The organism is Paraburkholderia sp. J12, assembly GCF_905220215.1.
In the GTDB taxonomy this organism is placed as follows: Bacteria; Pseudomonadota; Gammaproteobacteria; order Burkholderiales; family Burkholderiaceae; genus Paraburkholderia.
The window spans coordinates 319,997-334,836 of sequence record NZ_CAJMZC010000004.1 but is presented as its reverse complement, the minus strand read 5'-3'; the positions used below and the strand labels follow the sequence as shown (position 1 = coordinate 334,836).

General features: G+C 66.4%; 14 protein-coding genes. 9 read left to right on the top strand and 5 right to left on the bottom strand.

Features of this window, described 5'->3' with window-relative positions; all coding sequences use genetic code 11:
• Position 1: 1 nt before the first annotated feature.
• Genes U5760_RS12570 through U5760_RS12555 form a run of 4 tightly spaced genes read left to right on the top strand, consistent with a single transcriptional unit; the run spans position 2 to position 4,210 of the window.
• Complete coding sequence (locus U5760_RS12570) at positions 2-856, top strand: enoyl-CoA hydratase family protein (RefSeq protein WP_322012126.1); 855 nt, start codon at positions 2-4, stop codon at positions 854-856.
• Between the two features lie 4 nt (positions 857-860).
• Complete coding sequence (locus U5760_RS12565; RefSeq protein ID WP_322012125.1) at positions 861-2,045, top strand: acyl-CoA dehydrogenase family protein; 1,185 nt, start codon at positions 861-863, stop codon at positions 2,043-2,045.
• Positions 2,046-2,104: 59 nt separating this feature from the next.
• Positions 2,105-2,512: a RidA family protein gene (locus U5760_RS12560; protein WP_322012124.1), complete on the top strand. Its 408-nt coding sequence runs from the start codon at positions 2,105-2,107 to the stop codon at positions 2,510-2,512.
• Between the two features lie 60 nt (positions 2,513-2,572).
• Positions 2,573-4,210 carry an AMP-binding protein gene (locus tag U5760_RS12555; protein ID WP_322012122.1) on the top strand — a complete coding sequence of 546 codons (1,638 nt, stop codon included), beginning with the start codon at positions 2,573-2,575 and terminating at the stop codon, positions 4,208-4,210.
• Positions 4,211-4,485: 275 nt separating this feature from the next.
• Here the strand turns inward: U5760_RS12555 and ydiK are convergent, their stop codons facing one another.
• Positions 4,486-5,547 carry an AI-2E family transporter YdiK gene (ydiK, locus tag U5760_RS12550; RefSeq protein WP_322012121.1) on the bottom strand — a complete coding sequence of 354 codons (1,062 nt, stop codon included), beginning with the start codon at positions 5,545-5,547 and terminating at the stop codon, positions 4,486-4,488.
• Positions 5,548-5,774: 227 nt separating this feature from the next.
• Here ydiK and surE point away from each other — a divergent pair, with 227 nt between their 5' ends.
• Positions 5,775-6,557 (top strand): 5'/3'-nucleotidase SurE, encoded by a 783-nt coding sequence (surE, locus tag U5760_RS12545; protein ID WP_322012119.1) that lies wholly within the window; start codon positions 5,775-5,777, stop codon positions 6,555-6,557.
• A gap of 38 nt (positions 6,558-6,595) precedes the next feature.
• Here the strand turns inward: surE and U5760_RS12540 are convergent, their stop codons facing one another.
• Together U5760_RS12540 and U5760_RS12535 are read right to left on the bottom strand one after the other, a co-directional pair.
• Entirely contained in the window at positions 6,596-7,000 is a 405-nt protein-coding gene (locus U5760_RS12540; protein WP_322012117.1) for a thioesterase family protein, read from the bottom strand.
• Between the two features lie 38 nt (positions 7,001-7,038).
• Positions 7,039-7,629: a YSC84-related protein gene (locus U5760_RS12535; protein ID WP_322012116.1), complete on the bottom strand. Its 591-nt coding sequence runs from the start codon at positions 7,627-7,629 to the stop codon at positions 7,039-7,041.
• Between the two features lie 347 nt (positions 7,630-7,976).
• On the opposite strand from U5760_RS12535, the gene U5760_RS12530 reads away from it, so the two are divergent.
• The 4 genes from U5760_RS12530 (at position 7,977) to U5760_RS12515 (ending at position 12,926) form a co-directional block, all read left to right on the top strand.
• Complete coding sequence (locus U5760_RS12530; RefSeq protein WP_322012114.1) at positions 7,977-8,348, top strand: DUF2946 domain-containing protein; 372 nt, start codon at positions 7,977-7,979, stop codon at positions 8,346-8,348.
• 97 nt (positions 8,349-8,445) lie between these two features.
• Positions 8,446-10,848: a TonB-dependent receptor gene (locus U5760_RS12525; protein ID WP_322012113.1), complete on the top strand. Its 2,403-nt coding sequence runs from the start codon at positions 8,446-8,448 to the stop codon at positions 10,846-10,848.
• A gap of 65 nt (positions 10,849-10,913) precedes the next feature.
• Complete coding sequence (locus tag U5760_RS12520) at positions 10,914-12,443, top strand: PepSY domain-containing protein (protein ID WP_322012112.1); 1,530 nt, start codon at positions 10,914-10,916, stop codon at positions 12,441-12,443.
• Positions 12,444-12,560: 117 nt separating this feature from the next.
• Positions 12,561-12,926: a hypothetical protein gene (locus U5760_RS12515; RefSeq protein ID WP_415914088.1), complete on the top strand. Its 366-nt coding sequence runs from the start codon at positions 12,561-12,563 to the stop codon at positions 12,924-12,926.
• A gap of 48 nt (positions 12,927-12,974) precedes the next feature.
• Here U5760_RS12515 and U5760_RS12510 read toward each other — a convergent pair whose 3' ends face one another.
• Together U5760_RS12510 and U5760_RS12505 are read right to left on the bottom strand one after the other, a co-directional pair.
• On the bottom strand, positions 12,975-13,685 hold the full coding sequence (locus U5760_RS12510) for an SDR family NAD(P)-dependent oxidoreductase (RefSeq protein ID WP_322012108.1): 711 nt from the start codon (positions 13,683-13,685) through the stop codon (positions 12,975-12,977).
• Between the two features lie 43 nt (positions 13,686-13,728).
• Complete coding sequence (locus U5760_RS12505) at positions 13,729-14,712, bottom strand: sterol desaturase family protein (protein ID WP_322012107.1); 984 nt, start codon at positions 14,710-14,712, stop codon at positions 13,729-13,731.
• Positions 14,713-14,840: the final 128 nt, after the last annotated feature.

Below are 14,840 nucleotides of genomic sequence, written 5' to 3'. Positions count from 1 at the left end.
CTTGACCACCCGTTCCAACGCCGCTGCGCTCTTCGCGGGCAACCGCGTCACGCTCGCGGACTATCGCGCGCAGCACTTCGGCTGGTCCGTCGAAGGCCGCGTCGCGACCATCACGCTGAACCGTCCCGAGCGCAAGAACCCGCTCACGTTCGAATCGTATGCAGAACTACGCGACCTCTTTCGCCAGCTCGCTTACGCAACGGACATCAAGACCATCGTGCTGCACGGCGCGGGCGGCAACTTCTGCTCCGGCGGCGACGTGCACGACATCATCGCGCCGCTCGTCGATCTGCCCATGCCCGAACTGCTGATGTTCACGCGCATGACGGGCGACCTCGTCAAAGCCATGCGCCACTGCCCGCAGCCCATCATCGCGGCCGTGGACGGCGTGTGCGCGGGCGCGGGCGCCATTCTCGCGATGGCCTCCGACCTGCGCTACGGCACGGCGCGCAGCAAGCTCGCGTTCCTCTTCACGCGCGTGGGCCTCGCCGGTTGCGACATGGGCGCCTGCGCGATCCTGCCGCGCATCATCGGCCAGGGACGCGCCGCGGAACTGCTCTATACGGGCCGCTCCGCAAGCGGTGAGGAAGGACAGGCATGGGGTTTCTACAACCGCCTGTGCGACCCCGACACGTTGCTGGCCGATGCACAGCAACTGGCCGCGGATCTCGCCGCCGGCCCCACGTTCGCGCACGGCATCACGAAGACGATGCTGCACCAGGAATGGACCATGAGCATCGACGAAGCGATCGAGTCCGAGGCGCAGGCCCAGGCCATCTGCATGGCCACGCGCGATTTCGGCCGCGCCTATACCGCCTTCGCGGCGAAGACCCGTCCCGTGTTCGAAGGAGACTGACGCGATGGCATCCGCTGAATTCAACGCGCACGACGCCATCGCCTGGCCGTTCTTCGAGGACCGCCACCGTGCGCTCGCCGCCGGTATCGAAGCGTGGTCGCGCGAACACCTGGCTCACGTGCCGCACGACGACGTCGACGCCACCTGCCGCGCGCTCGTGCGCAAGCTGGGCGAAGCGGGCTGGCTGCGCTACGGCGTGGGCGGCACCGCGTACGGCGGCCATGGCGACACGATCGATACGCGCGCGGTGTGCCTCCTGCGCGAGACGCTCGCGAAGCACTCCGGCCTCGCGGACTTCGCGCTCGCGATGCAGGGCCTGGGCTCCGGCGCCATCTCGCTGGCCGGCACCGACGCACAAAAAGCACACTACCTGCCGCGCGTGGCGCGTGGCGAAGCGCTGGCCGCCTTCGCGCTCTCCGAGCCTGACGCCGGCTCGGATGTCGCGGCAATGGCGCTCGCGGCACGCGCGGAAGGCGACGATTACGTGCTCGACGGCGAAAAGACCTGGATCTCGAACGGCGGCATCGCGGACTTCTACGTGGTGTTCGCGCGCACCGGCGAAGCTCCGGGCGCACGCGGCATCAGCGCTTTTGTGGTCGATGCGGATACCCCGGGGCTCGAAATCGCCGAGCGCATCGACGTGATCGCGCCGCACCCGCTCGCACGCCTGCGCTTCGCGGGCGCGCGCGTGAAGCGCAGCCAGATGCTGGGCGCGCCGGGCGAAGGCTTCAAGATCGCCATGCGCACGCTCGATATCTTCCGCACGTCGGTCGCGGCGGCCTCGCTCGGCTTCGCGCGGCGCGCGCTCGCCGAAGGGCTCGCGCGCGCCGCATCGCGCAAGATGTTCGGCCAGACGCTGGGCGATTTTCAGTTAACCCAGGCAAAGCTCGCGCAGATGGCGCTCACCATCGACAGCAGCGCCCTGCTCGTCTATCGCGCTGCCTGGCTGCGCGATCAGGGCGAGAGCGTCACGCGCGAGGCCGCGATGGCCAAGTGGCACGCAAGCGAGGGCGCCCAGCAGGTGATCGACGCCGCCGTGCAACTGTGGGGGGGCATGGGCGTGCAAAGCGGCACCAACGTGGAGATGCTCTATCGCGAGATCCGCGCGCTACGCATCTACGAGGGCGCGACAGAAGTGCAGCAACTGATTGTCGGCCGCGATCTGCTCAAGACCCACGTCGGCGCCTGAAGCACCTGAAGCGCCTGCCTCGCCTTAACGCCAACGCCATTCATCGAATCGGACGACCTATGAAACAAGCTCTTCTTCCCGCCGGCTGGGTCAAGCCGCGCGGCTATGCGAACGGCGTCGCCGCGCGCGGCACGCAGGTCTATATCGCCGGCCAGATCGGCTGGGACGAGAACGCCCGCTTCACGAGCCTCGCGTTCGGCGCGCAGGCGGTCCAGGCGCTGCGCAACATCGTCGCGGTGCTCCAGGCTGCCGGCGGCAAGCCGGAACATCTCGTACGCCTCACGTGGTACGTCACCGACAAGCGCGAGTACCTCGCGTCGCTCAAGGAGATCGGCGCGGCGTTTCGCGAGTTGATCGGCGACTACGACATCGCCATGAGCGCGGTGCAGGTGGTCGCGCTCGTGGAGGACGACGCGAAAGTCGAGATCGAGGCCACCGCCGTGATCCCGGACGACGGGCGCGCCTGAGCGCGAGAGAAGTGCCGCGAGGCTGCAACAGGCCGTACGAAAACATCAGTTGGAGACGTCATGGAAGCGACTGCCCACGTCGATACCTTCGCCCGCGATAACCTGCCGCCCGAGTCGCAATGGCCCGTGCTGCTGCTCGACAATGCCGACGTGGCCTACCCGGCGCGGCTCAATTGCGCGGCGGAACTGCTGGATCGCGCGATCGAGGCGGGACGCGGCGCGGCCCCCGCGATCTGGTCGGAGGTCGATGGCAAGCCGCACGCCACGACGTATGCCCGGTTGCGCACGCTCGTGGACCGCAGCGCGCACGTTCTGGTCGAAGACATGGGCCTCGTGCCCGGCAACCGCGTGCTCCTGCGCGGACCGAACACGCTGCAGATGGCGGTGGCTTTCCTCGCCGCGCTGAAAGCCGGCCTCGTGGTCGTGCCGACCATGCCGCTCCTGCGCGCGAAGGAGCTCAAACAGATCGTCGACAAGGCGCAGATCGCCGCTGCGCTCTGCGACGCGCGGCTGACCGACGAACTCTCGCGCTGCACGAATCCCGACGACGAGTTCTTCTGTGCCGGCCTGAAGCAGGTGCGCCCTTTCCACGACGACGCGCCCGGAAGCCTGGAGCAGCTTGCGGCCGGCAAGCCGGACACGTTCACGGCCTGCGACACGGCAAGCGACGACGTATGCCTGATCGCGTTCACGAGCGGAACGACCGGCACGCCGAAAGGCTGCATGCACTTTCATCGCGACGTACTCTCGATGTGCGACCTGTTCCCGCGCCATGTGCTGAAGCCCACGGCCGAGGACGTGTTCTGCGGCACGCCGCCTCTCGCCTTCACGTTCGGCCTGGGCGGCATTCTGTGCTTCCCGCTGCGCTCCGGCGCTTCGACGGTGCTGATCGAGAAGCTCACGCCGCCGCTACTGCTGCAAGCCATCGAGCAGTTTCGCGCGACGATCGTGTTCACGGCGCCGACGTTCTACCGGCAGATGGCGCCACTTGTTAAGGATGCCGATATTTCGAGTCTACGCAAAACCGTCTCGGCGGGCGAGGCGCTTCCGCAGGCGACGCGCGACCTCTGGCGCGAAGCGACGGGCATCGAGATGATCGACGGCATCGGCGGTACGGAGATGATCCACATCTTCATCTCTTCGGCAGGCGGCGACGTGCGCCCGGGTTCGATCGGACGCGCCGTGCCGGGTTACGTCGTGCAGGCGCTCGACGATGCGCTCGAACCGGTGGCGCCGGGCGTGACCGGCCATCTTGCGGTGCGCGGCCCGACGGGATGCCGCTATCTCGCCGACGAACGGCAGATGAAGTTCGTGCGCAACGGCTGGAATCTGCCGGGCGACGCGGTCTCGATCGACGCCGACGGCTACGTGTACTACCAGGCGCGTGCCGACGATATGATCGTCTCTTCGGGCTACAACATCGCGGGGCCCGAAGTCGAGACGGTCCTCATGCAGCATCCGGCGGTGGCGGAGTGCGGCGTGATCGGCGCGCCCGACGAGCTGCGCGGGCAGGTGGTGAAGGCCTTCGTCGTGCTGCGGCCCGGGTTCAAGGGGGACGAGGCGATGGTGAGCGAACTCCAGAACTTCGTGAAGAACGCCGTGGCGGCGTACAAGTACCCGCGCGTCGTTGCGTTTATCGATGCCCTGCCGCGTACGGAGACGGGCAAGCTCAAACGTGCGGTGCTAAGGACGATGTGATGGGTGGATGGCGCCGCGGGCAGCGGCGCTTGCCGTTTTTTCGGCCCTCAAGTTTCTCTTTAGTTGGTAATTCAACGTAATACGTTAAATATACAATTATCGTAGAGATGAAATTTGACATTATTCATATAATGTCGATTGCTAGAGAAAATCCACGCTGTGGCGCGCATCCCTGAGCCCAAAGACGCTGGAAGTGCTCCGGCAACAGAACCTGCCGCCGAAGCCCCGCTGCCCTCCCCCGAAATCACGTTACCGGTAACGCGCCTCACCGCTCCTCAAGCCGGCGCCCGCGTCTCCCGGATCCACGCCGAAAGCAGTGTCGAAGACACCGCGAGTATCACCGGCCCGATAAAGAGACCCACGATACCGAAGGCGAACAAGCCGCCCAGTACGCCCGCAAGAATCAGCAGCATCGAGAGATTGACGCCACGCTTGATCAACACCGGGCGCAGCAGCTTGTCCACGAGTTCGACCACCACGTACCACACGAGCAAGACGATCGCCGCGATTCGCGCGTCGTGCATGAAGAGCCAGGCCACGCCGCCGAGCATCGGTAGAAATGGCCCGATCTGCGCGAGGCACAGCATCAGCAGCACGGCAGTCAGCACGCCCGCGCCGGGTACGCCGGCCACCCACAACCCGATGCCGCCGAGTGCCGACTGGATCACCGCCGTCACCACGATACCGAGCGCGACCGCACGAATCGATGCCCCAGCGAGACGCACGGCCTCGCTGCCGTATTGCGGGGAAATGCGATTCGCAAAGCGCGTGATGTACGCGCCCGCGTGCTCCCCCTGGCTGTAGAGCACGCCGGTGATGATCACCGTCACGAACATGTGAATCACGAACACGCCTACCGAAGCGGCGTGGCCGATCAACCAGTGCGCGGCGATCGACACATACGGCTCCAGCTGGGCGAGCAGACCGCCGGGACCGGCATCGGAGAGCGTCTGCCACTTGTCCGCGATGCGCGCGCCGACCACCGGTACGTCGTGGATCCAGTCCGGCGGCGGCGCGAGCGTGTAGTCGGGCAGGCTGCGGATCAGCTGCATGATGTCGCCGCCGTGCTGCGCGAGCGTCGAAATGGCTTCGTAGAGAGGCAGGACGATCACGAACAGCAGGATCACCAGCATGACCAGCGTGGCGATCCAGCGGCGGTTGCCGCAGCGGCGCTGGACGGCGAGCATCGCGGGCCAGGTGGCGACGACGATGGTGGTCGCCCAGATGAGCCCGGGAATGAACGGGCGCATCACATAGAGCGAGCCGATCGTCAGGGCGCACAGAATGGCGACGACAAAGAGAACGCGGGCAATATCCGGCGTGTCTTGCGGCTTCACGGTGTTCTCCTTTTGGCGGGCGCCGTACAGGGCGCCGGTTTCGGGCTTGAGCAGCCCCGCTCTCTCGGCGGGGACCGCAGCGTGGTCGCCAGTCTAGCGCGGAAGCCGGAAAGCTTACGCGAGCCCGTCCGGAAATCGCTCCGCATCGCGCAGGCCCGTGAGGCGGCCGTGGTCTCACTCTGGAATAATGGCGGTTCCCCGAACTCCCCTTCGCGAAGAGATCCGCCATGTCCGTTTCCGATCAGAAACTCCCCTGCGTGCTGTTGACCAACGACGACGGTATCGACGCGCCTGGCCTCGCCGTGCTCGAAGCCGTCGCGGCCGAACTGGCGCACGAAGTATGGGTCGTGGCGCCGGAACACGATCAGAGCGGCACCTCGCATTCCATCAGTCTGCACTCGCCGCTGCGCGTTACCCGTCGCGGCGAGCGGCGTTTCGGCGTGCTCGGCACGCCCGGCGACTGCGTGGTGATGGCCGTGCGGCATCTGATGGGCGACGTGCGGCCCACCTTCGTGCTCTCGGGCATCAATCGCGGCGGCAATCTCGGTGTGGAAACGATGTTTTCCGGAACGGTGGGCGCGGCCATGACCGGCCTGCTGCTCGGCGTGCCTTCGATCGCGCTCAGCCAGACCTTCCGCGACGGCGAGCGGGTGCGTTGGGATACGGCGCGCGCGCTCGCACCGGAGACGATCCGGCGCCTCACGGCCGTCGCCCACGATGCGCCCGTGTGCCTGAACGTGAACTTTCCCGATATCGACGCGAGCGCGGCCGGCCCGCTCACCGTCACGCGCCAGGGCGTGGGCCTCGTGCAGGGAATCGACGTGGTGCCGCAGATCGATCCGCGCGGCATCGACTATCACTGGCTGCGCTTCAATCGCGGTCCGCGCGAGAACGGTCCGGATACGGAAACGGCAGTCGTCAACTCGGGCCGCGTCTGCGTCACGCCGTTGCACTTCGAGCGCACCGACGAGCGGGTCTTCGCCCACCTGCAGGCCGCGCTGGCGGCGTAGGCAAAAGCCGCGGCGGTCCGCGGCAGAACGTGGTCTGGCTAGCGCTCGATGGCGGCGCGCAGATCGTCGGGAATCGCAATGGCCCGATGCGTGTCGAGCGAAGTCGTTACGATGGTCTGGCGCGCCGCCATGCGCACGACGCCGTCTGCGCCGGTGCAGGCCCAGGCGAGCGTGAGCGACTTCTCGCCCAGCCGCTCGACGTCGAGCGAGAGCACGACTTCCTCGCCCATCTTGCTGATCGCCTTGAAGTCCGCTTCGAGATGCACGGTCGGCATGCCGATGCGGCGCGTGCCAATCACGCCGTGATAGCCGTCGGGCAGGAGCGAGTCGATCCACGACTCGATCAGGTCGTTAAACAGGATGAAATACTGCGGATAGAACACGATGCCGGCCGGATCGCATTCGGAAAACCGGATCTTGTGCCGCTGACTATAAGTGCGCATGGGGGTGTGCATGTGGCTATTACGGCGCGCGTCCCGTCTCAGATGACGAGGCGCGACACCTTCACGCCTTCCAGCGAAATGCCGGCCATCAATCCGGCGTTGGTCAGCACGAAGGCTTCGACGGGGCTCGTGACGGTGGAGGTATCCACATTGCCGTTCGCGCCCACGGTCACGAGCGCCACCGTGGCATCGGCCCCCGCCGACCAGCCCTGGCTGCTCAGGAAGCGGTCCAGCGCCTCGCGATTCATGAACGCGAAGATGATGGCCTGCGACTGCGCACCGATCTGCAGACCGAACGATCCGCCCACGGTGCTGTAATAGCCTGTCGTGCGGCCGTCCACGCGCAGTGCGCCGGTGCCGTACTGGCCGCCGATCCAGAAGCCGGCCGAAATCACACCCGGAAACACGAGCACGCCGCTCGCCTTCGAAAGCAGTTCACGCGAGCCGCCCACCTTGCCGTAGAGCCGGGAGAGCGTGGCGTCCACGTCCGCGTCGATGCTCTGGCGCTTCGCTGCGTTCTGGGCTTCGAGGTCGCCGCCGCCGGGCGTCGTGGTGGTGCAGCCCGCGAGGGCAAGACCCGCCGTAGCGAGAGCGGCGCTGGAATGAAGGAGAAATTGGCGTCGGCGCATAACGGTGTCCCTGTAGAAGTCGATTTCAGTTGCTTCAATTCCCTTCCGGGCCGGCGGCGCTGGCCGCATGCGCGAGCGCTCGCCCGGGGAAGGGGCACAGCATAACGCGGCGGGCCGCCGGCCTGCAGAAATCGCCGCAACGGCCGCGCCTGCCCGTCTTTGGCGGGTTAAGACCCCCGGCTGCATAGCGAGTTCGCCGCTCTCCGTGAAAACCCGGGGCAAACGCACTCGGGCGTCGGGCGCAAACGCCGCGTGTTCGCGACGCGGATCGCGCTGCTCGCGACGGGAAGCCGCGCGCGCGTGCGATACACCGTGTTACACTTCGCCGCGATTTTCCTTTCACTGTCATGACTTCACGCAAGCGCGCACTGCTGACCGCATGGCTTGGCCTCGTCGCCATGTGGCTCATCGTGCTTGCGCCGCTCGCGAGCCAGCTCGTGGAGGCGCACCGCGCACACGAGCCGGACGCCATGTTCGCGCTGTGCTCGGCCAGCCAGCCCGATACGGCGGCCACGCATCTCTCGCACGACGATGCCTTCGGCGCCTGCGGCTACTGCCATCTGCTCCAGCACCAGACTGCGATGACCGCCATCGCGCCGCCGCAACTGGCCGCTACGCCGCTCATCCGCGTTGCCAGCGTTGCCGCGCTGTCCACTCGCTTCACGCCGCTCGGCGCCTTCCCGTCCGGGCGTCCACGCGGGCCACCCCTCGTTTCCTGACCGCTGCCGTCACCGGCCGTTGCCGCACGCCCGCCTGATCCGCTGATCGCGCCTGGGCGTGCACGGCCGCTCGCCCATCGCAACCGGAAACCCTTTCATGCTTACGCCTTATCCGCGCGGCGGCTGCGCTCGCCTGCGCGAGCGCGTCGTGCCGCGCGCGCTGCGCCACGCCCGCCTCGCCCTCACCGCGAGCGCGCCGCTCGGCCTGCTGCCGCTGCCACTATCTCTTGCCCTCTCCTTCGCAGCGTCAGGCGCGCGAGCGGAAACCACCGCAGCCGATGTCGCGACCCTGCCCACCGTCACGGTGAGCGCCTCAGCCAGCGCCCCGAGCGGCGCGCCCACGCCCGCCGTCGATCCGAACCTGCCCGCCACGGTCGAAACCGTCACGCCGGCACAATTCCAGAACTGGAACGTCGTCAACACCGAAGACGTGCTGAAGTACCTGCCCAACCTCGCGGTGCGCAAGCGCTTCATCGGCGACCTCAACTCGATCATCGCGGTGCGCGGCACGAGCAACACACAAAGCGCGCGCGGGCTCGTTTATGCGGACGGCCTCCTGCTCTCGAACCTGCTCGGCAACAGCTACTCGTTTCCGCCGCGCTGGTCGATGGTGTTCCCCGACCAGATCCAGCAGGTCGACGTGATCTACGGTCCCTATTCGGCGCTTTATCCGGGCAACTCGCTCGGCGCGACGGTGCTGATCACCACGCGCATGCCGAAAGAGTTCGAGGCCACCGCCGACGTCAAGGGCTTCACGCAGCACTTCAGCCTCTTCGGCGTGAACCAGAACTTCAACGGCAGCGAAACGAGCGCCTCGATCGGCGACCGCATCGGCCATTTCTCGTACCTGCTCGGCGTGAACCATCTCGAGAACACGAGCCAGCCGCTGCAGTTCGCCACGCTCGCCCAGTCGAGCACGCCGGCCAAACCCGGCGACATACCCGTGCACGGCGCGTACTTCTACAACAACCAGACGAATGCGCGAACTGTGGTGCTGGGCGTGAATGGCGAAGGCATCGAGCACACGATCCAGGACCAGCTCAAGCTGCGCATGCAGTACGACTTCACGCCCACCGTGCAGGGCGGCCTGACGCTCGGCTACTGGCACCAGAGCTACAACAGCAGCGCCTCCACGTTCCTCTACGACGCGAACGGCAACCCCGTGTACAGCGGCAAGGTTGCGATCGACGGCTACGAGTACAACATACCGGCCGCCGCGCTCGCGCCCAGCAGCGGCTGGAGCGAAAACTGGCTGTATGGCGCCACGCTGCGCACGCACCAAGCGAGCGGCTGGAACGCCGAGGCCACTGCTTCGTACTACGATGTATCGAACAGCGTCGCGCGCACGGCCAGCCAGGGAGGACCGGGCGACGGTCCGGGTGTCGTGACGTTCGGCGACGGCACGGGCTGGAAAACGCTCGACCTGAAGGCAACGTGGACGCCTGCCACGCCCGATGCAGGACTCGGTGCGCACTGGCTGACGTTCGGCTATCACTACGACAACTACTTCCTCGACAACCGCACGTTCAACACGCTCGCGTGGCGCGACGGCGGCGCGGGCAGCTTCGCGAACGCGTTCTCGGGCAAGACACAGACCCAGGCGCTTTATGCCCAGGACGCCTGGCGCTTCCTGCCGCGCTGGAAATTCGTCTACGGCCTGCGCTGGGAAAACTGGCGCGCCTACGACGGCTACCAGGCGCTGGGCGCCTCGACGGTGCCGTATGCGAACGCAAGCGACCAGCACGTCTCGCCCAAGGCCTCGCTCTCGTTCGACGTCACCGACGACCTCACGCTGCGCGCCTCGATCGGCCGCGCGTACCGCTTTCCGACTGTGAGCGAACTGTTCCAGGGGCAGATAAACGGCTCGTCGATCGTGAACAACAACCCGAACCTGCGCCCCGAAGACGATCTCTCGAAGGAGCTGACCGCCGAATGGGCCCACTGGAACGGACTCTTCCGCTTCTCGCTTTTCCAGGACGACGTGAAGAACACGATCTTCAGCCAGACCGATACGACCGTCATTCCGAACGTCACGAACTTCCAGAACATCGGCAAGGTACGCTCGCGCGGCGTGGAAACGAGTTACCAGGGACAGGACGTACTCCTGAACGGTCTCGACCTCGCGGCCAGCGTAGCGTACACGCAGTCGAAGATTCTGGAGAACGCGCAGAACCCGGCGAGCGTGGGCAAGTACTTCTACCGCATACCGCTGTGGCGCGCGAATCTCGTCGCCACGTGGCGCTTCGATGCGCGCACGGCGCTCACGGCGGGCGTCCGCTATTCGGGGCGTCAGTACAACACGCTCACCAACGTCGATACGAACCCGTACGTGTTCGGCGGCACGAGCAGCTACACGGTCGCCGACGTGAAATTCACGTTCCGGCCGACGAAAACGAGCGAAATCGGCGTGGGCATCGACAACCTTTTCGACGAACGCTACTTCGTCTATCACCCGTATCCGGGCCGCACGTTTTACTGCGAGGCGAAGTTGCGTCTCTGAGCGATGCTGAACGCTTGAGGATACCTAAACACCGAACCTTGCCCGAACTTCGAGAGGAACATCCGATGTCCGCTTCCGCAACCCGCGCTGCGCGTCCCGCACGCCCCGCCGGCGCCGTTCATCCCGGCTATCGTACGCTGTGGCGCTGGCACTTCTATGCCGGGCTCTTTGTCATGCCGTTTCTGATCGTGCTCGCCATCACCGGCACGATCTATTGCTTCCAGCCGCAGATCGAGCCGCTGCTGTATCCGCAACGCCTCGTGGTCGAGCCCATGGCCGTGCCGCGGCTGCCCGCCGATGCCCTGCTCGCCCGCGCCCGCACCGCCGTGCCCGCTGGGGCGCGAGCGATCCGCGCACATGTCGACGCGAATCCCGCACGCAGCGCGGAGTTCGCCTTCGCGCTGCCCGGCGGCGTCAAGGAAAGCGTGTACGTGAACCCGTACACCGGCGCCGTGCTGGGCACCCTCGATGCCGAGCGGCGCTTCATGCAGATCGACCGCATGCTGCATCGCAAGCTGCTGCTCGGCAAGACCGGCGAGCTGCTGATGGAACTGGCCGCGTGCTGGACCCTCGTGATGATCGCCACGGGTGTCGCGCTCTGGTGGCCGCGCGCGGGGGCGTCGTGGCGCGCCGCGCTGACACTGCCGCGGCCCGCCCGTCGGGCACCGGGCGGCCGGCTTTTCTGGAAGCGGCTGCATGGGGTCATCGGCATCTGGCTCGCGGTGGGCGCGTTCGCGTTCGTCGTCACGGGGCTGCCGTGGACCGGTTCGTGGGGCAAGCAGTTCAAGGCGCTCGCAACGCGCGCCAACTTCGGCGCTCCCGCCGGTTCCTGGGGCAGCGATCCGTCGATGAAGTCCATCGTGCCCGGTGGCGGCGCAGCCATCGGCACCGATGAGCACGCGGGCCACGACATGAGTTCCATGCCCGGCATGGTGATGGACGATCTGCCGCTACCCAACGTCCCGTGGGCCGTGGGCGCCGTGCCGGTGCCGCAGGCAGCCGATACGGCACACCCCGACCATGCGGACACGCCGCGCTGGACGCTCGACCAGGTGATGTCGCAGATGCGCGCACTGGGCGTGCCAGGCGGCTATGACATCGCGCTGCCTGTTTCGTCCACGGGGGTCTATACGGTGTCGTATTTTCCCGCGGACCCGCGCGACGAGCGCACCGTCTATATCGACCAGTACAACGGCAGCGTTCTCAAGGACATCCGCTACGAAAATTATGGTTCGGTATCCCAGGCGATCTCTTACGGCACTTCGCTGCACATGGGCCGATATTTCGGTTTCCTGAATCAATTGATCTGCGCGGCGATTTCGATGGGGCTCTGCGCGCTTGCCGTAACGGGTTTCGTGATGTGGTGGCAGCGCCGGCCCGCACGCGTAAACGGCATGGCCGATGGGCTCGGCGCGCCCGCACGGGAGCGCGCCGCACCGCCCATGCGGGCGTGGAAAGCGGGCCTCGTCGTACTCGGCATCGTGTTTCCGCTGATGGGCGCGACGATCGTCGCCGTGTGGCTCGTCGATCGGTTCGCTGCAAAGCGCGACGCGAAGAAAGCTGCGGAGCAGGCCTCGAAGCTGTCGGTTTCCTGACGATCCGGCCCGTTTCTGCGTGCCGCTGCGCGAGCCGGTAAACTTGCGACACAATTCTGCTTGAACCCGACCCTGAAGCTGGCTTTCCAAGCTAAAGGACTAACGGAGACGATTGTGTTGCGGCTAATTTCAGCACTCGCGGCGGCAGCCATTCTGGGCGGCTGCGCTGTCGCGCCCTGGCCGGGCTATGGCTATCCGTATTACGACGGCAATGGCTACCCCGACTACGGATACGGTTATCCCTACCCCTATGGCTACGGCTACTACCCGGGTGACGCGAGCATCGGCATCTGGGGCGGCGGCGGTGGAGGTTACTACTATCGCGGCTACTGGTGGCACGGCAACCCCCATTGGCATGGGGGCTGGCACGGCGGCGGTTGGCACGGCGGCGGCTGGCATGGCGGCGGTTCCCACGGCGGCGGCGGCGAATGGCAAGGCGGCAGCCACGGCGGGATGGGAGGCATGGGCGGCCACGGCCACTGAACGCGCCAGCAGCCCGGCTCGCGCAGCGGCCGTGCCGCTGCGCTCAACTCATACGCGCCCGTTCGCCGGAATCGACGCGCCCGTAATCGCGCGCGCATCGGCCGACAGCAGGAAGCCGATGAGCGCGGCAATCTCGGCGGGCGCGACCCAGCGCGTGAAATCCGCATCGGGCATGTCCTTGCGATTCTGCGGCGTATCGATGATGCTCGGCAGGATCGCGTTCACGGTCACACCCTTGTCCTTGAGCTCCTCGGCCAGCGCTTCGGTCAAACGCGCCACGCCGGCTTTCGCCGCCGCATAAGCGCCCATGCCGAGCCCTGCCTTCTGGCCTGCCCCCGCGCCGATATTCACGATCCGCCCTGCGGCGCTGCGCAACAGATGCGGCAGCGCCGCCCTCGACGCGTTCAGCGCCGTTTTCACATTGAGCTCGAACATCAGGTCCCAGGTGGCGGGATCGCCGTCCGCCACCGTTTCCCAGCGAAATGCGCCGGCGATGTTGAGCAGCGCGTCGAGGCTGCCGAGCCGGGCGTTCACGGTATCGAGCGCCTGACGCGCCGCCGCGGCATCCGCCAGGTCCACGCCGCCGATGACGAGCGCGTCGCCCAGGCCCTCGGGCAACGCATCGGGCGCCGGCGCCGCGCCGTGCCCGATGAGCGCCACGCGTGCTCCGCGTGCGGCGAGCCACGCTGCCGTGGCCACACCGAGGTTGCCAAAACCACCCGTAATGGCGACTACTTTTCCCTTCACACCGGTTTCCATATGCGAATCCATTCGAGTCGATCGCGGCGGCCGGCTGGCCGCCCTACGCGCGCACCTTACGCGAGCGGGCCGTTCGATTCAAGCGCTCGCTCTGTGCAGGTATGAGCGCAGCGCGATTCACGGGCACGAATGACATCCGGGCACGACGCTGCGCGAGACGCAATTCCTCGGTCGCTTCCCCCTTGCCGTCCGGGAGCCAGCCCGGCGGCATGACGACATGCCGCACGGCCGTCCAGAGATTTTTCGCCTTGACGACATCGCGCACGAGGCTCGCCCAGTGCTCGAACTCGACCACGAAGGGATTGCGCGAGCGTGTGGGTGTGACGAGCCCGTAGCGGCACGGCTCTTCGGCACGTTCGGCCACATAGGTGCCGAAGAGGCGATCGAACACGATCAGCACGCCGCCATAGTTCGCATCGAGGTAATCGACATTCGAAGCATGATGCACGCGATGGGCCGAAGGCGTGTTGAACACGTATTCGAGCCAGCCGAGCTTCGGTATCCAGGTGTTGTGCAGCCAGAACTGATAGAGCAGGTTGAGCCCCAGAATGGAGAGCACGACTTCGGGCCGCACGCCTGCCCATACGAGCGGGGCAAAGAACATCGCGGGGCCGGTGAGCTTGCCGGTCCAGCCGAGCCGGTACGCGGACGAAAGCGACAACTGGTTCGGCGAATGATGCACGGCGTGGGTCGCCCAGAAGAAGCGGATGCGGTGCGAGGCGCGGTGATACCCGTAGTAGCAGAACTCCTGGCCGATGAAGATGACGAGCACGAGCGGCAGGAACGGAAGATCCAGCGTGAAAAGGCGATGCGCCCAGACGAAATCGAGGATCGGCAGGGCGAGCGAAATGGGCAGGAGTGCGAACAGCTTGCGCCCGGCCATGTCGGCAAGCGAGAGCCACACTTCGCTCCAGTCGAACGGCGCGCCACCGCGCCGGCTTCGCCAGGTGAGCACGCAGGCCTCGATCAGCGAGACGGCGATGACGAACGCCGTCACGGAGTACGCGATTTTTTCGGTGATAAGCATGATGGTGCGTTTCTTTTGTCGGTTGAAAGAGGCGTGTCGTGAGCGGATCGGACCGCCGGCGCGCCGGATGAGACGCACTCTAGAAGCGCGGCCCGCGAAAAACCACGCGCAAGATATGTCGCCGTATG